General features: G+C 54.2%; 22 protein-coding genes and 2 tRNA genes. 8 read left to right on the top strand and 16 right to left on the bottom strand.

Annotation, left to right across the window (positions count from 1 at the left end):
* Positions 1 to 29 precede the first annotated feature (29 nt).
* Positions 30 to 1,046 carry a signal peptide peptidase SppA gene (gene sppA / locus EL294_RS01845; RefSeq protein WP_197721104.1) on the top strand — a complete coding sequence of 339 codons (1,017 nt, stop codon included), beginning with the start codon at positions 30 to 32 and terminating at the stop codon, positions 1,044 to 1,046.
* Positions 1,047 to 1,736 (top strand): RDD family protein, encoded by a 690-nt coding sequence (locus EL294_RS01840; protein ID WP_126464830.1) that lies wholly within the window; start codon positions 1,047 to 1,049, stop codon positions 1,734 to 1,736.
* A 46-nt stretch (positions 1,737 to 1,782) separates the two neighbouring features.
* On the opposite strand, the gene EL294_RS01835 is transcribed toward EL294_RS01840, so the two are convergent.
* The 7 genes from EL294_RS01835 to EL294_RS01805 form a co-directional block, all read right to left on the bottom strand.
* Positions 1,783 to 2,445: an S-layer homology domain-containing protein gene (locus EL294_RS01835; protein ID WP_126464829.1), complete on the bottom strand. Its 663-nt coding sequence runs from the start codon at positions 2,443 to 2,445 to the stop codon at positions 1,783 to 1,785.
* 128 nt (positions 2,446 to 2,573) lie between these two features.
* Positions 2,574 to 2,649 (bottom strand) — tRNA-Thr (locus tag EL294_RS01830).
* A 107-nt stretch (positions 2,650 to 2,756) separates the two neighbouring features.
* Positions 2,757 to 4,370, bottom strand: a complete 1,614-nt coding sequence (locus tag EL294_RS01825; RefSeq protein WP_232006492.1) for a potassium/proton antiporter — start codon at positions 4,368 to 4,370, stop codon at positions 2,757 to 2,759.
* 5 nt (positions 4,371 to 4,375) lie between these two features.
* Positions 4,376 to 5,398: a methylated-DNA--[protein]-cysteine S-methyltransferase gene (locus tag EL294_RS01820; protein WP_197721103.1), complete on the bottom strand. Its 1,023-nt coding sequence runs from the start codon at positions 5,396 to 5,398 to the stop codon at positions 4,376 to 4,378.
* A gap of 81 nt (positions 5,399 to 5,479) precedes the next feature.
* Entirely contained in the window at positions 5,480 to 7,672 is a 2,193-nt protein-coding gene (gene ppk1 / locus EL294_RS01815) for a polyphosphate kinase 1 (RefSeq protein ID WP_126464828.1), read from the bottom strand.
* Positions 7,669 to 8,577, bottom strand: a complete 909-nt coding sequence (locus EL294_RS01810; protein ID WP_126464827.1) for a Ppx/GppA phosphatase family protein — start codon at positions 8,575 to 8,577, stop codon at positions 7,669 to 7,671. The genes ppk1 and EL294_RS01810 overlap by 4 nt, the downstream gene beginning before the upstream one ends.
* A gap of 61 nt (positions 8,578 to 8,638) precedes the next feature.
* Positions 8,639 to 10,240 carry an ABC-F family ATP-binding cassette domain-containing protein gene (locus tag EL294_RS01805; protein WP_126464826.1) on the bottom strand — a complete coding sequence of 534 codons (1,602 nt, stop codon included), beginning with the start codon at positions 10,238 to 10,240 and terminating at the stop codon, positions 8,639 to 8,641.
* 190 nt (positions 10,241 to 10,430) lie between these two features.
* Here EL294_RS01805 and EL294_RS01800 point away from each other — a divergent pair, with 190 nt between their 5' ends.
* The gene (locus EL294_RS01800) at positions 10,431 to 11,879 is read left to right on the top strand and encodes a nicotinate phosphoribosyltransferase (protein ID WP_126464825.1); all 1,449 of its coding nucleotides are present in this window, start codon (positions 10,431 to 10,433) and stop codon (positions 11,877 to 11,879) included.
* 47 nt (positions 11,880 to 11,926) lie between these two features.
* Here the strand turns inward: EL294_RS01800 and EL294_RS01795 are convergent, their stop codons facing one another.
* The 5 genes from EL294_RS01795 to EL294_RS01775 are packed head-to-tail and all read right to left on the bottom strand — an operon-like array spanning position 11,927 to position 16,885.
* Positions 11,927 to 12,766, bottom strand: a complete 840-nt coding sequence (locus EL294_RS01795) for a two-component system regulatory protein YycI (protein ID WP_126464824.1) — start codon at positions 12,764 to 12,766, stop codon at positions 11,927 to 11,929.
* Positions 12,763 to 14,100, bottom strand: coding sequence for a hypothetical protein (locus tag EL294_RS01790; RefSeq protein ID WP_126464823.1), 1,338 nt, complete (start codon positions 14,098 to 14,100; stop codon positions 12,763 to 12,765). Before EL294_RS01790 ends, EL294_RS01795 begins: the two co-directional genes overlap by 4 nt.
* Positions 14,097 to 15,902: a HAMP domain-containing sensor histidine kinase gene (locus EL294_RS01785; RefSeq protein ID WP_232006491.1), complete on the bottom strand. Its 1,806-nt coding sequence runs from the start codon at positions 15,900 to 15,902 to the stop codon at positions 14,097 to 14,099. Before EL294_RS01785 ends, EL294_RS01790 begins: the two co-directional genes overlap by 4 nt.
* The gene (locus tag EL294_RS01780; RefSeq protein WP_126464822.1) at positions 15,892 to 16,581 is read right to left on the bottom strand and encodes a response regulator; all 690 of its coding nucleotides are present in this window, start codon (positions 16,579 to 16,581) and stop codon (positions 15,892 to 15,894) included. Before EL294_RS01780 ends, EL294_RS01785 begins: the two co-directional genes overlap by 11 nt.
* A 55-nt stretch (positions 16,582 to 16,636) precedes the next feature.
* Entirely contained in the window at positions 16,637 to 16,885 is a 249-nt protein-coding gene (locus tag EL294_RS01775; protein ID WP_126464821.1) for a chorismate mutase, read from the bottom strand.
* Between the two features lie 22 nt (positions 16,886 to 16,907).
* Between EL294_RS01775 and EL294_RS01770 the strand changes: the two genes are divergently transcribed.
* The 5 genes from EL294_RS01770 to EL294_RS01750 all read left to right on the top strand — a co-directional run bounded on the left by EL294_RS01770 (position 16,908) and on the right by EL294_RS01750 (position 20,677).
* On the top strand, positions 16,908 to 17,768 hold the full coding sequence (locus EL294_RS01770; RefSeq protein WP_164715177.1) for an ATP-grasp domain-containing protein: 861 nt from the start codon (positions 16,908 to 16,910) through the stop codon (positions 17,766 to 17,768).
* A 69-nt stretch (positions 17,769 to 17,837) separates the two neighbouring features.
* Positions 17,838 to 18,845, top strand: a complete 1,008-nt coding sequence (gene selD, locus EL294_RS01765) for a selenide, water dikinase SelD (RefSeq protein ID WP_126464819.1) — start codon at positions 17,838 to 17,840, stop codon at positions 18,843 to 18,845.
* A 5-nt stretch (positions 18,846 to 18,850) separates the two neighbouring features.
* Complete coding sequence (gene yedF, locus EL294_RS01760) at positions 18,851 to 19,438, top strand: sulfurtransferase-like selenium metabolism protein YedF (protein ID WP_126464818.1); 588 nt, start codon at positions 18,851 to 18,853, stop codon at positions 19,436 to 19,438.
* Between the two features lie 199 nt (positions 19,439 to 19,637).
* Complete coding sequence (locus EL294_RS01755) at positions 19,638 to 20,147, top strand: hypothetical protein (RefSeq protein ID WP_126464817.1); 510 nt, start codon at positions 19,638 to 19,640, stop codon at positions 20,145 to 20,147.
* Positions 20,148 to 20,164: 17 nt separating this feature from the next.
* Positions 20,165 to 20,677: a hypothetical protein gene (locus EL294_RS01750; protein WP_126464816.1), complete on the top strand. Its 513-nt coding sequence runs from the start codon at positions 20,165 to 20,167 to the stop codon at positions 20,675 to 20,677.
* Between the two features lie 54 nt (positions 20,678 to 20,731).
* Here EL294_RS01750 and EL294_RS01745 read toward each other — a convergent pair whose 3' ends face one another.
* The 4 genes from EL294_RS01745 to prdD all read right to left on the bottom strand — a co-directional run bounded on the left by EL294_RS01745 (position 20,732) and on the right by prdD (position 23,688).
* Positions 20,732 to 21,613: a sulfite exporter TauE/SafE family protein gene (locus tag EL294_RS01745; protein ID WP_197721102.1), complete on the bottom strand. Its 882-nt coding sequence runs from the start codon at positions 21,611 to 21,613 to the stop codon at positions 20,732 to 20,734.
* A 29-nt stretch (positions 21,614 to 21,642) separates the two neighbouring features.
* Complete coding sequence (locus EL294_RS01740) at positions 21,643 to 22,650, bottom strand: proline racemase (RefSeq protein ID WP_126464815.1); 1,008 nt, start codon at positions 22,648 to 22,650, stop codon at positions 21,643 to 21,645.
* 74 nt (positions 22,651 to 22,724) lie between these two features.
* Positions 22,725 to 22,822 (bottom strand) — tRNA-Sec (locus tag EL294_RS07880).
* Positions 22,823 to 22,944: 122 nt separating this feature from the next.
* The gene (gene prdD, locus EL294_RS01735; protein WP_126464814.1) at positions 22,945 to 23,688 is read right to left on the bottom strand and encodes a proline reductase cluster protein PrdD; all 744 of its coding nucleotides are present in this window, start codon (positions 23,686 to 23,688) and stop codon (positions 22,945 to 22,947) included.

The following is a 23,688-nucleotide window of genomic DNA, read 5'->3' as shown; positions in this document are numbered from 1 at the left end:
AAAAACAATTGTACCGAACAGGAGGATTTATGCTCGAAAAAATGAATACGAAGCGGTGGATCGCCGTGGGCATCGCCGTTTTGATTCTCGGCCTTTCCGCGCTTTCCAGTGGTCTCAGTTCCCTGATCAACCGCGAGGAGCAAATGAAGAAAGTCGAAGAATCCATCCGCAATTCCATCGGCAGTTTCGACCGCACGGTCTTAGAAGGCGAAAATGCAGACGCAAAGATCGCAAAGATCGCCGTAGAAGGTCCCATTATGGATATTCCCTCTACGCCCTTTGCCGGCACCATGGCCTATGATCACCGGTTGACGCTCGCCGAATTGGATGACATCCTCGAAGACGATACGGTAAAAGGCGTACTCCTGGAGGTGAATTCCCCCGGCGGCGGCGTGTTCGAAAGCGCCGAGCTCCACAAAAAGCTCAAGGCAATCGCCGATGCCGACAAGACCATCTACGTCAGCATGGGCAATATGGCCGCAAGCGGCGGTTATTATATCTCCGCGCCCGCCAAAAAGATCTACGCCGCCCCCTCTACCATCACCGGTTCCATCGGCGTGATTATGGGCGGGCAAAATCTCTCGGGCCTGTTGGAAAAACTAGGCATCGCCGATCAGGCGATTAAGAGCGCCGCACACAAGGACATCGGCAGCACCACCCGCCCCATGACCGAAGACGAACGGGCCATCCTGCAGGGCGTAATCGACGATATGTACGGCGAGTTTTTGAAGGTCGTCTCCGAAGGCAGACAGATGGACATCGAACAAGTGCGTACCCTCGCCGACGGCTCGATCTACACGGGCAATCAGGCGAAAGCAAACGGCTTGATCGACGAAATCGGCTATCCCGAAGACGTGCTCGCCGCCTTAAAGACCGCCATCGGTGCCGAAGATGCACAGGTCTACGAATACACGCCGGGCCTTTCGGGCAGTATCTTCGGCAACTTCTTCTCCAAGACATCGATCGAAAACGAAGTGATCGAGAAGCTGCTGTTTGAATCGTTGAATGCAGGCGCTAGACCCATGTATCTCTACGGAGGTGCATAGATGAAAAACCAACACTACGACCCCTTTAAGAAAGACGGCGACAAAAAGGCACCGGTAAAGCGACCGGCGAAAGAAGAAGCGACGACGGAACGCTATCGCGAGCCCTTCGATCGGAACAACCCGCCCCTGGATGCGGCGATCTTGCGCGAACATCGAGAGGGTGCACAGCAAGCGACGGTGCCCGAATCTCCCCTCCCCAAAGCGCGGAGGACCTTCCGAAGAAAATACCCCGTCTCTTCCTTTGTGACGGCGGGATTTTGGATTCGCTTCGTCGCCTTTTGTATCGACGCCACCGTGGCATCCGCCTTTTCGGCGATTTTCGCCTCGCCCATCGTGGCACTGGCGGGCCGCCCCGAGGGCATCTTTCCCGCCGCGGTCTCCGGCTTTTTCTTCTACCTGTATTTCGTGCTGTTCACCTACTTTACCGACGGCCAAACCCTCGGCAAGATGATCACCGGCATCCGCGTCATCCACAAGGAGGAAAGCCGCCTGTCGCCGGTTACCGTCATCGTGCGGGAGTTCTTCTGCCGGTTGATTCAGACGACCTTTCCCATTTTGTATGTGATTACGGCATTTACCGAACGCAAACAAAACATCGGCGACCTGCTCTCCGACACCTATGTGGTAAAAGACGATCTATACGCCGTGGAACGCGATCACGAAGAACTGTTTTACGCCTACAGCGCATAAAAATTACGGCTGCCCGATGGCAGCCGTTTTTGTATGTTCAAACTCTTTATTCGTAAAGATCGCGCGGGCCGAAGGGAATCTTGGAATCCAAAACCGTCCGCGCCAGGGGCTTATTGTAGTTCGCGATCAGCACCTGAAATACCTTTGCAACCTCGCCCCGAGTGATGGAGCCGCCGGGCACAAAGCGACCGTCGCCGTAGCCCGATACGACGCCCGCATCGACCAGTGCCGCCACGCCGGGACGGGCAGCGGGGGCGATAAAATTCGCATCCGAAAAACGAGACAGGCTGCCGGGACTCGCCGTCATATTATACATATAGGCGAGGATCCGCATCGCCTCCTGGCGGGAAATGGGCTGATTGGGGTGAAGCCGCCCCGTGGTGGGGGTGAGATAGCCCGCCTTTACGCCCTTTGCCACCTCGCGGTAGTACCAACTGCCCGGCGCGACGTCCGAAAATGTCACCGTATAGGTGCGTCGAAGCCCCGCCGCGCGGTTGACCATGGCAAAAAACTCCGCCTTGGAAACTGTCCCGTTCGGCCGGAAACTGCCGTCGCCGTAACCCGATACGATGCCCATATCGCTGAGGGTGCGCACATAAGGCGCGGACCAGTGGCCGCCGATGTCGGAAAAATTCTTCGCGTAGACCGCCGAAGGCAAGAGCATCAGCACTGCCAATGCCGCGGCGATTTTTCGCCTGATTTGTTTCATATATACACCGCCTTTTGCGTGTTTGCTCTCTTACGCTTTAAGTATACCACGGGAGGCGGCTTTTAATTTTTCATTCCTGTGACAATCTGCGCGCACGAAAAAAGGCAAGGTATATACCTTGCCTTTTTTGGAGCTATCGACGGGATTTGAACCTGCGACCTCTACATTACCAATGTAGTGCTCTACCGACTGAGCTACGATAGCATCTCCAATACTCATACTATTATAGAGACAGATGGAGAAACTGTCAAGGCCGATTTTACATTTTCTTCGAAATCGATGATTCTTTTTTTACACGCCGGTGACTCTATTTACAATTCGGCGTCTTTCTCCGCAAATAGCGGCTCTTCGCTGTCGGTAAACAGCACCTTGTCCCCCGGGCATACAATGGTATCCCCCGACGGCACGAGGATATTGTGATTGCGCTGTACGATTAGGATGAGTTCGTTGGGCGAAAGGTGCAAATCCCGAATCCGCCGATTGGCCCAGGGGTGCTCGCTTCGAATCGTAAATTCTTCCAGCGAGCCGCCGACGGTGTCGAAATGGCTTTTTCCGCCCACCACGACCAGATCCCCCGCCTGAAGCACGGTGTCGCCGTGGGGCACGATGGTCTTTCCGCCGCGCTCGATTTTAGCGACGATAAAGTCGAAGGCGAGGTTCAAATCTTTCACCTTCATGCCGATGATCTCATCGTCCCTGACGCGAGTCTCCAAAAAGCCCACATCGCTGCGGTCCTGATAGTAGTTAAATGTCTTTAAGACCGTATCGTCGGGGTCGATCATATCGAGTTTGATGGCGATTTTGGCGAGAAGAGACCCCTGCAATAGGCTGCTTAACAGGCAGACGCCGAGGGCCGCATGAAAGATGTCCGATTCCAATCGGGCGCCGCTGTTTACGACCATAATGGCGAATACGATCGCCGCCGCCCCGCGAAGGCCCGCCCACGAGAGTAGGAGATTTTGGCGAAAGGTGCCGCCGAAAAATCGCATCAACAAAAAGACAGCTACGGGACGCGCCACAAGGAGCAAAAACAGCATTACCGCAAGCGCCGTGGGAAACCACGTCCACAGGGCGTGCGGATCGGAAAGAAATCCCAGTAGAAAGAACAGGCTGATCTGCATGATCTCCGTCAGGCCGTCGAAGAAAAAGACCATCTCGCGCTTGCCGGAATAATCCCGATTGCCGATCAGTACCCCGAAGAGGTAGGCGGCGAGATAGCCGTTTCCGTCCGCCAGTCCGCAGAGGGAAAAGGCGGCGAGGGCCATGGCAAAGACGAAGACGGTAAAGAGACCTTCTTTGGTAAAATTGACGCGGTCGTGAATGAGAAAAAAGAGCTTCGCCATACCGTAGCCCACAAGGAGCGCAAAGGCGAGCTGCTTCAACAACAATAGCGGCACCGAGACGGCACTGCCCGTCAACAACCCCAAAAAGATCAGCGTCATGGTATACGCGGTGGGGTCATTGGAGCCGCTCTCCAATTCCAAAAGCGGCGCCGAGCGGTACTTCAGGTTCAAATTCTTGCTCTGGAGCACCGAGGAAACCGAGGCGTAGTCGGTGGAGCCGATAACCGATCCGAAGAGCATACCCTCTACGAGGGAAAAGTCCAGCACATAGTGCGCGAACAACCCCGTCAATAAGGCGGTAATCACCACGCCCAGGGAACTGAGCGCCACGGCGGGCCGAAGGACCGGAAGCCCCATCTCGAGATTGGTGCCGTAGCCCCCGTAGAACATGATTACAAAGAGCGCAAAGCCGGCGTAGTGCTCCATAAATCCGAATTTTTCGAAGTCGACGCCCAGGGCATTGGCACCGATCCCCAATAGAAAGAACAAAAAGAGCGAGGGGATGCCGTAGCGATGGGAAAACTTGATCGCAAAGAGCGCCGCGATAAAGATCGTCGAGACGAATAGTAGAATCGCATTCACGCTTTTTAGCGGCCTTCCAGGCGCAAGAGCGCCTCTTTTCTATGCGCACCGCCGCTGTAGCCGCCGGCGGATCCGTCTTTGCGGACCACGCGGTGGCAAGGCACCACCACCGTAAGCGGGTTTTTCCCCACGGCGCCGCCCACGGCGCGGTAGGCGCGGTCTCTGCCGATGGCGACGGCCACTTCCTGGTAGCTCTTCACTTCGCCGTAGGGAATCGCGAGGAGCGCATCGTAGACCGCCCGCTGAAATTCCGTGCCCCGCAGGGCGAGGGGCAGCTCGAAGGACTTGCGCTCGCCGACAAAGTACTCGGCGAGTTGGCGCTCCGCCTCTTGCAAGAGGGGGGCATCGTCGCCGCCGAGGTCCTCTTCGGTAAATAGGATCTCCGTAAGCGCCTCCCCTTCCGCCTTTAGGGAGAGGCGGCCCAGGGGCGTTTCGATCACCCGGCGCAGCACCGCCGATACGCCGGCGGGCGCTTGTAGGGGCTTTGCCGCACTCGTCGCCGCTTGTACGCGCGGCACCACTTTTGTGGGGCTGTCTTCGACCGCCGGGGCGGCCGCATGCGCCGCGTCGTTTTCCGCCCCTTCGTCCTCCTTATGCGCCGGCGTTTTCTCTTCTTCTTTTACGGGTGCGGATTGTGCTTTCTCCTTCTTTTCCTTCGACGGCTTCTTTTTCGCTTTTACCATTGCAGACTTGGCTTTTTTCGATTTCGACTTCGTCTTTGTCTTCTTCGCTTTTGCCTTCGACGGCTTCTTCTTGTTTTCAGGCGCGGTCTTCGCTTTTTTCGCCTTTGAAGACAGCTTCACTTTCTTTGCCTTCGCCTCTTCCTTCGATCGCTTCTTTTTGGCGCTCTTCTTTTTGGCAGCTTTGTCCGCCGCTTTTTGTCGCTCGACTTTGGCCTTATTTTTCTTTTTTGTTTTTGTCTTTTTCTCCCCCGCCTTACTCTCCTCCTTCTTTTTCTTCTCGTTCTGCGCTTTTTGTGCGCGCTTGTCGTCTTTCGCTTTTAATTTTTTCTTTTTATCTTTCGGCATATTGCATCTTCTCCTTATTTATTTTTTCATTATATCAAAGTTTCCGAATAAAAAAAGAAGACCCGCAGGTCTTCTCCTCGTTTACCGGGATCGCCCGAACAATTTGCGAATCAGACGGGCGAAGAAGCCTTCTTTTTCTTCTTTCTGTGCACCGGGTTCTTCTCTGCCCTGAGAAGGCAGGGGTTCGGCAAATCGCCGGGGCGCGGTCTTCACGGGCGTATCCTCGGGGGCGTGTTCCAACGCCTCTTTCATAAGTGCCTCTTGCGCCACGATATTGTCGCGATTCACCACATGCGCATAGCGGCGGGTGGGCAGGAGCTCGCGGATCTTTACGTCGTCGGCAAACATCGTGTCCATAAAGTCGAGTACCCGCGTTTTGATCTCGGGATCCAAGATGGGGCAGGCGACTTCCACGCGTTTTCGAATGTTTCTCGTCATAAAGTCGGCGGAGGAGATGTAGACCTTGGCGTCCTCGCCCTTTCCGAACTGGTAGACGCGGTGGTGCTCCAAAAAGCGTCCCACTACCGAGTAGACCGACAGATTTTCCGTGCGGCCGGGCACGCCGGGCACGATACAGGTAATGCCGCGCACCATCATATCGATCTTGACGCCGGCATTGGACGCCTCGGAGATCTTGTCGATCAGAATGCGGTCGGAGATCGAGTTCATTTTGAGGCGAATATAGCCCTCGCCGCCGGATTTTGCCAAGGCGATCTGCTCGTCGAAGAGCCGCTCGAGCCCTTCGGACATGGATTTGGGGCTGACCATGAGTTCGTCGTATTCGCCTTCTATATCGCCGATCAGGAAATTGTCGAAGAGGCGATTGGCGTCGCGGCCGATCTTTTGATCGGCGGTCAGGAGCGAAAAGTCCGTATAGAGCTTGGCGGTCTTTTCGTTGTAGTTTCCGGTGGCGACTTGCGTGATGTATTGTGCCTTGTCGTCGACCATGCGCGTAATCAAGAGGACCTTGGAGTGGCATTTGAAGTGGTTAAAGCCGTAGATCACCCGGCAACCCGCCTTTTCCAGATTCGACGACCACAAGATATTGTTCTCCTCGTCGAAGCGGGCGCGGAGCTCCATCAAGACCAACACGTCCTTGCCGTTTTCCGCCGCGGCGATCAACTGCTCGGCGATCTTGGAGTCCTTGGCGATGCGGTATAGGGTGATCTTGATCGACATCACCGTGGGGTCTTCCGCCGCCTCTTTTAAGAGACGGATGATGGGGTCCATGCTCTCGTAGGGGTAGGACAATAGAATATCGCGCGCCTCCACCTGTTCGATCATGGGCATGTCATCCCGCACATAGCGGCTGCGTTGGGGGGTGAAGGGCGGTTCCACATATTCCGGGCCCATGGCTTCTTCCAGCTCGCCGGAAAGGGCGAAAAGATAGTCCAACCGCATGGGGCTCTTGGTGACAAAGAGGCGGTTGCGAGAAAGCGAGAGGTTTTTCAAGAGCAGCTTCACGACCGCCTCGTCGGGGAGTCGGTCGACTTCCAGGCGCACCGGCACCAGACGCTTGCGCTTTTTGAGCATCTTCTTCATATGCGAGCGGTAGTCTTCTTCCAGCTCGTAGTCCTCGTCGTCCCACTCGATATCGGCATTTCGGGTCACACTCATTATGTATGAGTCTTCCACATCGTAGTTTTCGAAGAGCGCCTTTCCGTATTCCCGGATAATCTCTTCTAGCATAATATACTTATTGCTGTCTACGCGCATATATCGGGAGACCTTGTCGGGCACCTGAATAATGCCGATCTTTCGATCCCCGTCCACCCCCTTGGCGTGCAGGGTGTAGAGGATGACGATGGCGAGATTGGGAATATGGGGGAAGGGGTGGGTCATATCCACGATCTGATAGTTTAAGAAGGGGCTGACCGAGTTGTCGAAATACGCCTGGAGCACCGTGTCTTCGTGTTCCGACAGTTCTTCCTTCTCTACAAAATAATAGCCCTCGGAGCGGAAGCGATCCATCAGTTCCTGATAGACGTGGTCCTTCTTTTGGTAGAGCGAACTCGTCGCCTCCATCACCGCGTCGAGCTGCTCGTCCTGGTCCATTAAAGACTTGTTGTCGACGACCTTTTTTTGCAGCATAGAAAGGTCGGTCAAAGACCCCACCCGCACCATAAAGAATTCGTCGAGATTGGAATCGAAGATGGACAAAAACTTGATCCGCTCCAAAAGCGGCACCTTGACGTCTTGGGCTTCGTCGAGAACCCGTTCGTTAAAACGGAGCCATGACAACTCTCTGTTTTGTGTAAAGGAAATATCGGTCATGATTCGCCTCCTACAATGCGACTGAGTACATAGCCCTCTCTGATCCCCGTCTGCGAAACCGCGATGCGGTCCACGTGGAAGTATTTCGCGATTCGGTACAGAATACAGAGGCCGGGCAAGAATGTGTGTATGCGATCCGCCTTTGTCTTGAGGATGATATCCATCTTGTCCTTATCGTCCATTTCCAACAAATGTTTCATCAACGTCCTCAGGTCGTCGACGTCCATCTCGTCATTATCGGGATGTTCGTCGTAGAACTCGTTATACATCAAAAGCGTCGCCCGAGCGCTGCCGCCGACGGCACAGAGGACGGGGAAGTCTTCGCGATCGACGCCCTGGGCGTGGAGCAAAAACTTCAGGCGCCGATCCAGCGCCTTGCGCTCGCAGGGCTGCATGAAGAGCCCCGCCACGTATTCCTTAAAGGCGGATAAGGAACCGATGTCCAAAGACGCCGAGTCCACGATCTCTCGATCGCGAAACAGGACGATCTCCGAAGAGCCGCCGCCGATGTCTGTGAGCACGCCGTCGTCGACCGCATCCAAAGACGATCCCGCCCCGACAAAGGCGAGATAAGCTTCCTCTTCCCCGCTCAGCACTTCGATATCCATCCCCACCTTCTTTTTCACGGCGCGAATCACTTCGTCGGAATTGGAGATGTTTCGGATGGAAGCCGTCGCAATGGCGTGGGCGTAGTGGATATCCCCGAATATGTCGATGATATAGGCAAAAGAGGACAGCGTCTGGATCAAGACGTCGATGCCCTCTTGGGTCAACTTCCCGTCTTTTCGATAGCCGGCGATCCCGACCGTCCGCTTCTCGTTGAACAAATTGATTACTTTTTTTCCCTCGATGCGAAACACCGAAAGACGAATGGTGTTAGAACCGATGTCTATAATCCCATGCATTTAAAGCACCTCGTCTACACCATAACAAATTAATATTTTGGAATTGTAAAATCTCTGTAAATTAGCGATCGTCGTCGGCGATAAATTCGCGAATATATTCTTCATAACCCATCTTTCTGTCTCGAATGCTGCCGTCTTCTTTGATTTCGATAATGCGATTGGCGACGGAACTGACGAACTGGTGGTCGTGGGAGGAAAAGAGCACATTCCCCTTAAAGGCGATCAGCCCGTTGTTGACCGCCTCGATGCTCTCCAAGTCCAAGTGGTTGGTCGGCTGATCGAACAGGAGCACATTGGCGGGATCGATCATCATCTTGGAAAACATCATCCGCACCCGCTCCCCACCCGAAAGGACCTTTGCCTTTTTCAGCGCCTCGTCGCCGGAGAATAGCATCTTGCCCAAAAGGCCCCGCATGACGATTTCGGATTGGTCTTCGGAGTAGCGGCGCAGCCAATCGATGAGATTGTCCTCCACGTCGTCGAAATAGCGGGAATTGTCCCGGGGAAAGTACCGCGCGGTAATGGTCTGGCCCCACTTCACCGTACCGGTATAGTCGGCATCTTCTCCTGCGAGAATCGAAAACAGCTTCGTCACGGCGATCTCGTTTCCGATAAAAGCGATCTTGTCGCCCTTGTCGACGCGGAAGGAGATGTCGTCGAGCAGCGTCTGTTTTTCGTTCTTGGCGGATAGTCCCTCCACAGTGAGGATCTCGTTTCCGGGCTCTCGCGAAAGGGAAAAGCCCACAAAGGGATAGCGCCGCAGGGAAGGGCGAATCTCTTCCACGTCGATCTTCTCGAGCAACTTTTTGCGGCTCGTCGCCTGGCGCGATTTGGATTTGTTGGCGCTGAAGCGGGCGATAAACTCCTTCAGCTCCTTGACCTTCTCCTCTTTCTTTTTGTTCTGTTCCTTGAGGAGCTTGGCGGCGAGCTGCCCCGATTCGTACCAGAAGTCGTAGTTTCCGGTAACCATATTGATCTTGCCGTAGTCGATGTCTACCATATGGGTGCAGACTTCGTTTAAGAAATGGCGGTCGTGGCTTACGATGATTACAATGCCCGGAAACTCCGCCAAAAAGGCCTCGAGCCATAACACCGCCTTTACGTCGAGACCGTTGGTCGGCTCGTCGAGCATCAGGATCTCGGGTTCGCCGAAAAGCGCCTGGGCGAGGAGCACCTTGACTTTTTCGCTCTCGATCAAGTCCCGCATCAAGAGATCGTGCTTTTCGGTGCCGATCCCCAACCCCTGCAAGAGGCGGGCGGCTTCGCTTTCCGCCTCGTAGCCGTTCAGCTCGGCAAATCGGGCCTCGAGTTCGCCGGCGCGAATGCCGTCTTCGTCGGAAAAGTCGGGTTTCATATAGATCGCGTCTTTTTCCTTGCCGATGCGGTACAATTCCTCGTTGCCCCGGATCACCACATCCGATACCACCTCGTCTTCGTAGGCGAAGTGATCTTGCTTGAGTTTGGAGAGCCGCTCGTCTTTTCCCTTGGAGACATGGCCCGTGGTGGGCTCTTTCTCGCCGGAGAGGATTTTCAAAAATGTAGATTTTCCCGCGCCGTTGGCGCCGATGATTCCGTAGCAATTCCCCTTTTGGAATAGCAGATTCACTTCGTCGAAGAGTTTTTTGTCCGGAAACAATACGCTTACATCGGTTACTTGTAACATAGTTCACCTTCCTGGTAGTATTCTCCCCTATTGTATCACCCGCGCGACGGTAATTCACCATTGTTTAGGCGTCGCGTGGGCGCCGCTTCGCTCGAAATGAAATCGTTTCTTCCGACCGCATTTGCCCTCCGCTGTGCTATAATGTTAAGCAGTAAAGCGTTTATACGTTAATTTTCGGAAAGTGAGTGTCATGAATTTTACAGAAAAAAACAATTACACACTCTTGGCGGACTTTTACGAGTTCACCATGGGCAACGGATATTTGGAAAACGGAATGAGCGATCAGATCGTCCACTTCGATATGTTTTTCCGTTCCGCCCCGGACGAAGCGAGCTATGCCATTGTAAGCGGCCTGGAACCCATGATCGAATACATCGAAGCGCTGAAATTCAACGACGAAGACATCGCATTTTTGCGCTCCAAGGGCATCTTCAGCGAGGACTTTCTCGAGTACCTGTCGAATTTCGAGTTCAGCTGTGACGTGCGCGCGGTGCCAGAGGGAACCGTGGTCTTTCCGCAGGAACCCTTGGTCACCGTGCGCGGCCCGGTGATCCAGGCGCAGCTGATCGAGACCATGGTGCTTCTGACCATCAACCACCAGACCATGATCGCCACCAAGGCGAACCGGATCTGTACCGCCGCCGACGGGCGCCCCGTGACCGAATTCGGCTCCCGCCGCGCCCAAGGTTACAGCGGCGCCAATCTCGGCGCCCGCGCCGCCTATATCGGGGGCTGTAACGGCACCGCCAATACCCTCGCCGACATCCAATACGGCGTACCCGCCCTGGGCACCATGGCCCACAGCTGGGTGCAGATGTTCGATGAAGAGATCGACGCCTTCCGCGCCTATGCCAAGGTCTACCCCGACAACTGCTTTTTGTTGATCGACACCTACGACGTCTTAAAGCAGGGGCTGCCCAATGCGATTCAGGTCTTTCGAGAGCTCCGCGAAGCGGGCCACGAAGGCAAGGGCGTGCGCATCGACTCGGGCGATATCGCTTATCTGAGCAAAAAGATCCGCAAGATCTTAGACGCGTCGGGCTTCGAGGACGTAAAGATTATGGCCTCCAGCTCCCTCGACGAATACGTCATCGAGGATCTGTTAAAGCAAGACGCCTGCATCGATTCCTTCGGCGTCGGCGAGCGGCTGATCACCTCCAAGAGCCATCCGGTCTTCGGCGGGGTGTATAAGCTGGTGGCCTTAGAAGACGGCGATACCATCATTCCCACCATCAAGATCTCCGAGAACGTCACCAAGATCACCACCCCCGGGGTCAAAGAAATCTGGCGATTCTACGACCGCGATCACGGCAAGGCCTTGGCCGATGTCATCACCCAAAAGGGCGAGACCATTCCCGAGGACGAATACGAGATCTTCCACCCCCTCTTTACCTGGAAGCGCAAAACCCTCAAAAACTACGAGGTGCGTCCGCTTCTCGAGGACATCTATGTGGGCGGAAAGCTCGTCTACGAATCCCCCGACCTCGACGCCATTCGCGACAAGGTACAAAAGGAACTGGGCACGCTCTGGGACGAGATCAAGCGGCTCAACAATCCTCACGAATACATCGTCGATTTGAGTCCCGCCCTGTGGAAGGTCAAAGACGATCTATTGGAAAAACACGGCGCCAACAAATAGGCACACAAAAAGCCGAAAACGCAAACCATCGCGTTTTCGGCCTTTTTTTATCGGAACAGGACCAATTCCTCGCCGCCGTCCAAGAGGAGGCGCCATGCCACCGAGGAATTGCCCTCCGGCGAATGGGCGAGATTTTCCACCGCGCCCTGCTCTTCGGGATTGAAGTAGTAACAGGGCTCGATCTTTTCGATGGTGCGTCCCTTCAGCCCGTCTTCGGTCAAAAGGCGCAGGAGCACCTGCGTCGGCATCGGAAGCGGCGCGGTCTCGTCGGTCTCGCCCAGCACCTCGATCCAGAGCCTGTCCATCCGCACCACCACGTCGCCGTCTAAGGTGATATTGGTATAGGTGGATTCCATATAGCGGTTCTTGTACTTCGAGGTAAAGCTCAGCGACCAATTCTCCCCCGCCCGCTTTTCCGATACTAGTTCCATATCGTCGGCGCTAAAACCCCGCTCGTCGAGAAACAGCCTTGCCGCATTGAGCGCTTCTTCTTTCGAGAGCGCGCCCTCGCCCCGCTCGTCGGATTCATAGAGAATGCGGCGCTCGTCGATGACCGTCAGCGTTGCCCCCGCGCCGTCGATCCGCATATAGCGATCTTGGTTTTCCGCCAGCACGCCTTCGCCGCGAAAAAAGCGGCGATTGTAGTTTTCGGGGCTGTCCGATTCAAAGCGCACGTGCAGTACGGGAAGCGAAGTGCCCGCCCGGGGGATCTCCGTCTTCAAACCGATGCCGGCATCGGCCAGCATTTCCTCGACTTCGCGTTCGAATTCCGGCGCGCTTTCCGCGGGGCGGATGCGCCGCTGATCCAGGAGCAAAATGCCCGCCAAAAACACATTGGTGAGGAGGAGGGCCACGATAAATACGGTTTTCGACTTTTCCCAGTTCATTCCCTCTCCCCTCCGATATACGCCCCCGTCTGGGCGTCGAACAGATAGTCTTCGTCGTCGATGCGGAATGTATAGCCGTATCGCAACTTGCTCCGCGAGTGGTCGGCATAGTCGATATAGCACAACCCGAAATCGCGCACGTCCTTTAAGATCTTGTTATAGCCGCGGGCGGGATCGCCGAAGACATTCGGGTTTTTGGCGACGATCTCGTCGACCGAAAGCGTCGATACCGGCTCGTCTTCTACCCGCTCGCCGCTGTTGTTGCGGTAAATATAGCGAAAACTGCGCACCTGATTGTCGTAGATCTCCGCCTCCACATAGTTTTTGATGCGCCCGTCTACGGGCACCACGCCGATGCCGCGCTCAAAGAAGTTCAGCGATACCCGGTATCCGCCGCGCCCGTTGTCGCGCACGGGCACCACGTCCTTTACATAGAGCGAATCGCCGTTTCCCGTGGCGCGCACGGTAAATGCCATGGCCGTCTGCACGGCGCTTGCGGCATCGGTGCCGCTGCCTTGGCTCTCGCCGCCGTTTCGGTACTCGAGAATGCCGTTTTTGAACAGCCGCACCGATTTTTGCCCCGCCACATAGAGCACCGAGTCCTCCTCGACGATCACGTGGATGTCGTCGATCGAGACCTTCAGGAGCCGCTGCACCAGGTCGTTCTTGTAAGCTGCGGGCATATCGGACAGCTCGTTTCTGTAAATGTGCCCCGGCGCAAACCCCGCCGCGCCGTCGGGCAGATACACCGCCCGGGGAATGCCGTAGCGCTCCCACAGGGAACTGTAAGACGGCAGGTTCTCCTTGGCGACCGAGGAGATATAGGTTTCGATATCCGAATACGACTGCGGCACGCGGGGCTTAAAGATCCCGTTGTCGGTGACCACGAGCATTCCCTCGCTCTCGGAAAAATAGAGCTGGCGAATGTCCTCCTCGATATCATCGAGATTATACATCTTCTTTAAGAGATCCGAATACACGGCATTTTCTAAATCGAAGACCACCGACGGTTCCTCGTGCAGTTTGAGATAGCGGGCGGTGCCCACCGATTCCCAGCGCACCTTTTCGTTGATCTCGGAACTCCGCTTGAGGATATTGCGATAAAAGGGCCAGAGATTTTGCAGTTGATAGATCTTGGTGTGCTTGCCGTCTCCGAAATTGACCAACATACTGGCGGGGAGCACCCTGGGCTCTATATTCTCTGCGATCTTAGGCTGCGCCTTGGGAAGCAATTCCTCGGGCCCCGGCGGAGCGGCGAGCCAAATCTTTTCCGCCAAAAATACGCTCGTCACCAGGAGCACGCCGATAATGACGGTCTTAAAATGCTCTTTCATTGCGCCTCCTGATCCGTGGGAAAGGACAAGAGCACCTGCGTGCCCACATTCAGCTCGCTTTTGATGCGAATGCGCCCGCCCATATTTTCCATCACTTCTTTGGCGATCGAAAGGCCCAGACCGCTGCCGCCCATAGCGCGGCTACGGCCCTTTTCCACTCGGTAAAAGCGCTCGAAAATGCGCTCCAGATCGCGGCGGGAAATGCCGATCCCGTTGTCCTTGATTTCGATATGCACCCGAGAGCCGTAGTTTCTGCCGATGACCTCGATCTTGCCGGCGTAGGTGGTGTATTTGACCGCATTGGTCAGGATATTCGCAATCACCTGGTGCGCACCGTGTCGATCCGCCAAAAACGGCCGAATGTCTTCGGGAATGTCGAGGCGCACACGGTGGTGCTTCTGCTGGATCATGGGCCGGAGCGATTCGAGAATGCTCGTCACCACTTCGTAGGGATCGATCGACACGATTTCCCAATTCGTGCGCTTCGCGTCCATATTCGACAGCTGCAACAAATCGGTAACCAAATGCGTCATGCGGTCGCTTTCGCGGTCGATAATGCTCAAAAACCGCTCCGCCGCGCTCTTGTCGAGATCCGCCCGCATCAGGGTTTCCGTATAGCTCTTGATGGTGGTGATCGGGGTCTTGAGCTCGTGGCCCACATTGGCGATAAAGTCTTTTCGGAAGATGTCGAGATTGTGTTCCTCGGTAATGTCCTGCAACACGGCGATAATCCCCTGATTGCGGCTGCCGTCGCCCTTGTAGGGGGCGTAGCGGATATTATAGAAGTTCTCTTTGATCTCCTTTTGGCTCATCCCCGAAAGGGAACCCGGCTCGAAGTAGTTGATATTTTGTATGTTCAGATTTTTCAGATCGAAAAAGCTACCCATATCCCCTTCTTCCAGATCGAGGATCTCCCGTGCCACGGGATTGACGTGGATTAAGCGGCTGTTTTTGTCCACCGCAATCACGCCCTCCGCCATATAATAGAAGATCGTGTCGAGCTTGGAGCGCTCCATATCCATTCTCGAGATGGTCTCTTCCAGCTCCGTGGTCAGATAGTTGAACATAGAGCCCAAACGGCCGATCTCGTCGTCGCTTTTGACCTCGACCTTTTGGTCGAAGTTCCCCTCCGCCATCTCGCGCGCCTGTTTGGTCACATCGCGGATCGGCGTGGTGATGGAACGGGCGAGGATATAGGCGAGAATGGTGGTGACGATAATCGCCACAATGGTGGCATAGGTAAGGATAATGCTCGCATCGTCCACCACGCCGTAGAGCGACGAGAGATTGCTGACCATGTAAAATAAGCCCATTACGCTGCCGTCTTTTCCGTAGACCGGCAGGGTGTAATGGGCGTAGCGCGTCTTGGAATCCGCATCTTCTCGGAGCACCGTGGCGCCCTTGCCCTTAAATCCGTTTAAGATCAGCTTTGGCGAGAGATTGGGATCCGCCAGGGCGTTTTCTCCCGCCACCAGATTTTTGGAATTGATGGTCGACGCCAAAATCTCGGGCACCTTGCCCGGCCCGATGACATAGATCGTCTCCTCCGAACCGATGCGCCAGGCATTCAGCGTGTTTTGAATCCGACCGCGCACATCGCGCCAGGGCGTCTCGGTCAGATAAACCGAAGAATTGGTCATCGAACTCAGGGTCTGTTCCATATCGGTCTCGACCTTTTCCAGCTGGGCATCCTCCAGCCGGTTGACGATAAACGCGCCGACGATGGCCATCACCACCGTCACGAGCAGTACGTAAATGACGATAAATCGCCATTTGATGCTCGAGTAAAACTTAACCTCCAAAGTAGTACCCGACCCCCCGCTTGGTGAGGATATAGCGGAACTCTTCCCCTTCGTCCTCGATCTTTTCCCGCAGGCGCCGCACGGTCACATCCACGGTGCGAATATCGCCGTAGTATTCGTAGCTCCATACCTCCTCGAGCAGCACCTCTCGGCTAAAGACCGTACCGGGCGATTGAACGAGGTATTTTAGGAGCTCGAACTCGCGCAGCGTAAGTTCTACGATCTTGCCGCGCTTTCTCACTTCGTATTTTACCGGATCGATATACAGATCCGCTTCTTCGATGACCTCGTCGGGGAGATACCCTTCGTTTTCGAAGTCCTGGCGGCGGAAGTTCGCCTTGACCCGCGCCACCAACTCGCCGATCGAAAAGGGCTTTACCACATAGTCGTCGGCGCCCAGCTCCAGGCCGCGGATCCGATCGCCCTCGGCGTCCTTAGCGGTCAGCATAATCACCGGAACCCGGCTCTTTTTTCGGATTTCCTTTAAGGTTTCGAATCCGTCCATTCTGGGCATCATCACGTCCAGAATCACCAGATCCGGCACCGTTTCTTCGAATTTTTCGAGACATTCCACGCCGTCTTTTGCGATTTCGGTTTCGTACCCTTCGTTTTGCAAGTTATACGAGATGATTTCCGCGATCGGGGTTTCATCTTCCGTTATCAATATTTTCATGGTGATTCCTCCTGTCCGCTCATTATAACATAGGGAGAATTCTGTATAATGGAATCGGCATCTATTTTTGAACGTTCCGCGAAAGCGTAAACAACAGACGCCAGATCGCCTCCGCCTCCGCGCCGTAGGGGGCGGCGAGCGCGCGCACCCGCGCTATAATCTCCTCTTCACGACCCGGGTCCGCCACCGCGGTGCCCTTCGCCTTTTTCTCCGCGCCGATGCGCGTGGACAATCGAAAGCGCGCCTTCAAAAGCGCCGCCATCTCCGCATCGATCGCATCGATTTCTGTACGCATTGCTTCTATTCCCATACTCGTCCTTTCCGGAGGTCTTATGTCTATACATATCGTCTATCACGCCTATCTTACCACTTCTACCGCTTTAACGGGCGTCATACGGGATTTGGTCGAAAAGGGCACAAATCTCATTCCCAAGCCCCATACCGATTATATCATTTGTAAAGAAGGAGAAAAGATCGTCGCCAAAGACCGAAAGCGCGACCCCGAGCCCGATGCCGTCTTGTTTTTCGACAAAGACATCCTCCTCGCCCGCCTCTTGGAAGAACGATACCCCGTCTTTAATTCCTCCCACGCTATCGCCGCCTCCGACGACAAAATCGAGACCTGGCGGCTGCTCGCCCCGCGGCTTCCCATGGTACCCACCATCCCCGCGCCCTTTCACTACTTTTCGTCGATGCCCGAAGACAGCTATCTCGACGCGGTGGAAGCCCTGGGCTATCCCGTCGTCGTAAAGGCGGCAAAGGGATCCTTCGGCGAGCAGGTCTTTTTGGCAGAGGACCGGGCAGCGCTCGAAGAACGCATCCTCGCCATGGGAGAAGCCCCGTTTTTGTTTCAGCCCTTCGATCTCGACGCCGCCGGAAAAGACATCCGCGTCCTCATAGTGGGCGATACGATCATCGGCGCCATCAAGCGCACCAACGACCGCGATTTTCGCGCCAATATCGCCGCCGGCGGCCGCGCCGAACCCTACATCCTAAACGAGCGCCAGCGCGCAATCGCCCTCGCCGCCCACCGCGCGCTGGGTCTTACCTTTTCGGGCATCGACCTCACCGCCTCTTGCGAACGACCTGCACTGATCGAGGTCAATTCCAATATGAGCTATATGGGCTTTCAACAGGCGACGGGCATCGACGTATCGCGAAAAATCCTAGACCATATCGCCGCGTTGCTCTGATCCCGGCCGATCGGGGAAAATGCCCGAAACAAATTTTCACTATGCTATAATGAATACAGGAGGGATGCTATGCATTTAGAAGTATGCGGCGGTTGCAACGCCAAAATCGGCGCGGGCGACCTGAGCAATATTCTCGAAAAACTGCCCCTATTTCCCCGCAAAGAGATCCTCGCGGGCTTTGAGGGCAACGAAGACGGCGCCATTATACAAATCACCGAAGACATCGGCGTCGTCACGTCCTTAGACTTCTTTCCGCCCATGGTGGAAGAAGCCTACGAATTCGGCAAGATCGCGGCGGCAAATGCCCTGTCCGATCTCTACGCCATGGGCGCAGAACCCGTAAGCGCCATGAACATCGTCTGCTTCCCCGAAGAAGAAGACGTGCGCGTCCTCGAAGAAATTCTCCAGGGCGGCGCCGACGTCTGCAAAGAAGCCAAGACCACGCTCACCGGGGGCCACTCCATCCACGACCCCAAAATCAAATACGGCCTGAGCGTCATCGGCATCGTCGACCTCAACAAAGTCTATCGCAACAACACCCCCAAAGTGGGCGACAAACTGTATCTTACCAAGCCCCTGGGTGTCTCGCTCCTGATGAGCGGCTACACCGTGGGCGAGGTAGAAAGGCCCCACTACGAAAAGGCCGTACAATCCATGGCGACCCTAAACAAAGCCGCCTACGAAATCCTAAATCAATACGAAGTACACGCCCTAACCGACGTCACCGGCTTCGGACTCTTGGGACACCTGTCTGAAATGGCCGAAGGCGCCTCCGCCGTCGTCGAGACCGAGGGCCTTCACATCCTGGAAGGCACGCGCGAAGCGGCGGAAAATTTCCTCTTTACCGCCGGCGGGCAGCGCAACCGCAATGCCTATGGCGATCAAATCGCCTTCGAAATCGACGACTTCGCCTTAGAAGAAGTGCTCTTCGATCCCCAAACCTCGGGCGGCCTGTTGATCTCGGTCGATCCCGAAGACGGCGAAGCCATGTACGAAGAAATGCAAAACGCGGGCATCGACGTCTACCCCGTCGGGAAAATGATCGAAGCCGGCGACAAATCCATCTATGTGAGGTGATCGAGATGAAAGAAATCGACGCAATGGGACAAGCCTGTCCGCGCCCCGTCATTATGACCAAAAAAGCCATCTCCGAGGAAAACTTAGAAGAGGTACTCGTAAAGGTTGACAACAAAATCGCCACCGAAAACCTCTCCAAAATGGCGAAACAACTCGGCTTTACCGCCGATGTAACCGAACACTCCCCCGCCGCCTACGACGTGTATCTGCAAAAGACCGGCGACGTATGCGACGTCATGGATTTCGAAGACGAAGGAAAAGACTACGCCGTCGTCATCTCTTCTACCGAAATGGGAACGGGAGAGGAGGCATTCAGCAAGACCCTGCTCGAAGGCTTTATCTACGCCCTTACCGAGCAAGACATCGCCCCGAAATACGTCATTTTCTACAACACGGGCGTACTTCTTCCCACCGGCAACGAAAAAGTCATCGCAGACCTCAAGGCACTCGAAGAAAAAGGCGCAGAAGTCCTCTCCTGCGGCCTCTGCCTCGAACAATACGGTGTCAAGGACAAAGTGCAAGTCGGCAGCATTACCAATATGTACCGCATCTGCGAACTCATGATCCAAAACAAAGTCGTAAAACCCTGCTAAGTGCGGTTTTCACAGTAGCGGAAACCGGGAAGGCAATGCCTTCCCGGTTTTTTGATTTCAATATGTTTTCATACCGCCGCCGATCTGTTCACGCCATTTTCTATACATTACCTTATGAATTTCACTGCAATTTCACCTCATCCATAGGATGCCTCATATATACTAAAATTAGTAAAGTAATTATCAAGAAGGAGGCGCGATGAAAAAATATATATCTACCGCTATCGCCATAGCCGCGGTACTGGTTCTTTCCTTTCTGATATGGAATAGAAATCATATGATTCTCAGAAACCCCGAAGTCGACCTCTTCTGCGAGGGGCTGGAGGGAGATCATCCAAAGATCGTTCGCATAGAAAAATATATGTTTCGGACATTTATCGGCTTCGAACTCTACTACGAAGATTCTCAAATCTCCCGAGAAGAGTTGATCGAGATCCGCGACGCATTTAAGGATCGGTTCAATCGCTATTTTATAGAAAAGATCGGCCGAAAACATTGGGGGCGTTCCATGTATCCGGCCGATTTCTCGGTTCGAATCTATTTGAAAAAACGAGACGGCTTCCACGACGACTATGACTACGAGATCAGCTCTACCCTAGCCGACGGGTACGATACACAGGTGCCCCTCTCTGATTCGGACAATTTATTTCGCTATTGGTCGATCGCGACCCCGGAGGGATTGCTGATTCAAGAGGAAGAGGCGATGTAATGCTAAAGGGAGATACTATGAAAAAACGAATGGGCATCGTCGTGGCTGCGATTGTCTTTCTGTTCTTTTTTTCTTCGTTTTGGAACCGGAACCATATCCTACTTCGAAATGCCGAAGTGGATGCATTTTGCGAACAACTAATGCAGAAGCACCCGAAGATTACAAAAACGCATGCCTATCTCTACGATGCGCTGCTGGAGATTCAGCTGTTCTATGACGATTCCAACATACCCGAGGAGGAATTGCTCGAGATCCGAAACGAAGTGAAAGGACGATTTGACCGGCCGTTTATACAAGCGGTCGCAAAAGCGCATTGGGGAAACGATGGTGAGCCCGCGAATTGCTATGTCCCCATCTTTTTATCCGAAGGGACCGGCTTTTCCGATCGCCACGCGTACCTGATCCGCTCTACGCTTACCGAGAAGCGAAACAATCAACAAGCCTTAGACGATGCGGACAATCTATTTCGCCATTGGGATATTTTGCTGTATTCCGGCGAGATCTTTGCAAAAGACACACCGAAAGAATAGCATACAAAAACAGCCGCTCCCTCGATTGGGGAAACGGCTGTTTTTTGTGTTTTCTTATGCCACTTGTCTTTTGGATTTGCGGATATAGGTGATGGCGGTGTAGATGACGACGATGGTGATGATGACCGTCAGGATGTCCATGGGAAGTCCGGTGACGAATTTCGCCGCGATAAATACACCGATCATGCCGCCGATGGTGATGGCGATACTTGCCTTACGCGCATAGACGCCTGCCTTTACGAATTCGGCACTGGCGACGGGCATGAGTCCTGCACAGGAGGCCATCATGATGGGGAAGGCAACCAAGGGGTTGAGACCCAGCATGTATACGAGTGCCATACAGGGAGCGTACAGACCGACGCCGATGGTCATGAGTGCGCCGAGGAAGAAGTTGACGACGACGCCGATGACGAGTTTGATGCCGGTGAGGCCCACGGCTTGGTTACCGGTGCCGAGCATATCGAGTACGCCGAATTGCTTGAGCAACATGAGCGCCGCGGTTACCAGAAGGGCGATCCCCATGTAGAATTGTACTTTCTTTTCGGGGAGTTTCGATACGGTTCTGGAACCGACGAAGGAGCCGACGACGGCGGCCGCCACCATGGCGAACAAGGTGATGGGGTCTACTTCTACGGATTGGATAAAGATAAATGCTTCGGTCAGTACCGGAATGGTACAGGACACGTTCAAGGTACCGGGCAACAGTTTATCGTGATCCAATTGCTTGAAGAAGTCTAAGAGTGCCGTCAGCGGCGCAAAGCTGCCGATGCCCAGGGTATCGAAAAAGTTGACGAAGGCGCCGATAAGGCCGCTCTTTACCCAGCTCGCTTTTTCCTGTGCCATAATTTCTTTGTTGGCGGTCAGGTCCTTCACCAGGAAGAATAAAAAGTAGAGTGTCAGCGCGGTCAATACGCCCAACAGTAGTGTTACAATCATGTATTTCTCCTATTCTGTGTGTTCGCGGATTAGCCCAATACGAATCCGTGTTTCAACGGGTCGGTTTCATCGATGACGAAGTGGTTGAAGCCGGTGATCCAAGCGGAGCCGGATACTTGCGGAATCACCGCGTCCAAATCGCCCACTTTAGCTTCTTCTACGATCTTGCCGTAGAAGAGGGTGCCGAGGATGGATTCGTATACGAATTCGTCGCCGACTTTGAGTTCGCCCTTGGCAAAAAGGGTGGCCATTTTGGCGCTGGTACCGGTGCCGCAGGGGGATCTGTCGACTTGGCCTTGACCGAATACGACGCAGTTTTTCAGGGTCGCTTCTTTGGTGTCGGTTTCAGACCACCATTCGATCAAGTCTACGGTGTTGATGTGGGGCAATTCGGGGTGTTGTACCTTGATTTCTGCGTTGATGATGTCGCGCAGTTGCATGCCGAGTTCGTTGAGTTTTCCGGCATTTTCGGGCACGATGTCGAGTCCCACTTGGTCGGCTTTTACGATGGCAAAGAAGCTGCCGCCGAAGGAAATATCGAATTTGATTTTTCCGTGTCCGGGCAGTTCAACTTCTTGGTCTTCTTTGTAGAGGAATGCAGGTACGTTGGTGAAGGTAACCTTTTTCGCATGACCGTCTTCGACTTCCACTTCGCCGCGGACGATGCCTGCGGGCGCTTCTTGTACGATCTTGGTGATAGGTTCTTCTACGGGAACGATACCGGTTTCTACGGCTACCGACATTGCGCCGATGGTGCCGTGACCGCACATGTTCAGGTAGCCGCCGCCATCCATAAAGATGATGCCGAAGTCGGCTTCCGGATTCGTGGGTTGTGTAAGGATCGAACCGAACATGTCGTTGTGTCCGCGGGGTTCCAACATGATTGCGGTACGAAGATAGTCTAAGTTATCTTCTAGCCATTGTTTTTTCTCCGGCATGCTGTCTCCGGGAATTTTCGGGATACCGCCGATAACCACGCGGGTGGCTTCGCCTGCGGTATGGGAATCTACGGCGTGAATACTTCTGGAAAATTTCATTCTGGATCCTCCTCACAAGTAAAAACATTTTCCTGCCTGACAAAGATACCTTTTTATGCCATTTATATGTAAAATGGCGGGAGCATGTGGGAATCGAACCCACCTAAGAAGCTACGAACTTCTCACAACGGTTTTGAAGACCGCGAGGCACACCAGAAACCTATCTACTCCCATAATAAAAATATATCTGTCCATACAATAAGGAAAAATAGAACCGAGGCGTTCCCCGCAGGTATCATACCATGTTCCCGACAAATCAGCGACGTCGACCTCGGTTCCTTTTCACTTATTTTATTATACTAGGGCGCGTATGGCCCCGTCTCTATATTCGTTGGGCGACAAGAGCACGGGCATATTGGCCATGTCGATAATCGAAAGGCCGTCGAAGCCAGAAGGTTCCGAGGGGAACAACATATTGTCATACATCGCTCCCTGTCCCGCGATCTGTTTCAACAGGACGACTTTTATGCCGTCTTTTCGCTCCACATCGTAGTAATCGTGAGATTCGTCGGCGAGGGTGCCGTCGAGCTTCTTTTGCATCTTGCGAATCTCCATGATATAGTCCTCCGCCACTTGAAAAGCGGCGTTGGCGAGTTTTCGGTCGAAGGGTTGTCCGCCTTTGACCAATACGTCGATGTGCAGAATATAGTCATTTTCTCCCGGCGTTCCGCGTCTTCCCAGGTAGAGCTGTTCCTTCAGATTGCCCTCGGAAGAGCCGAATTCTCCGATCTGGCGACCGTCTTCGTCGACGCCGGTAAGCAGTACATAGCAGCCGGTGAAGGTGTGTGTGACGCCTTCACCGAGCGTGCCGAGTACTTTCGTAGATATAGGGATAATATCCATGATACTGTTGACTTCCACATCGTGTTGATGCGGTTTCAAGATGGATACCGTGGAGTTTACGACGAGTTCGCTCGCGTTTTTGGTCTGCTCGGGTACGGTGAGCTTTCCGTCTTTAAACGCGGGCTTTTTGCCGAATTCCACATCCGTTGCGTGAAAGGCGCGGATGACCAAACGCCTTTTTCGAATATCTTCCAT

The organism is Aedoeadaptatus ivorii (assembly GCF_900638585.1).
Taxonomy (GTDB): Bacteria; Bacillota; Clostridia; order Tissierellales; family Peptoniphilaceae; genus Aedoeadaptatus; species Aedoeadaptatus ivorii.
Note: the sequence above shows the minus strand (reverse complement) of the source record. Positions and strands in the feature narration are given on the sequence as shown.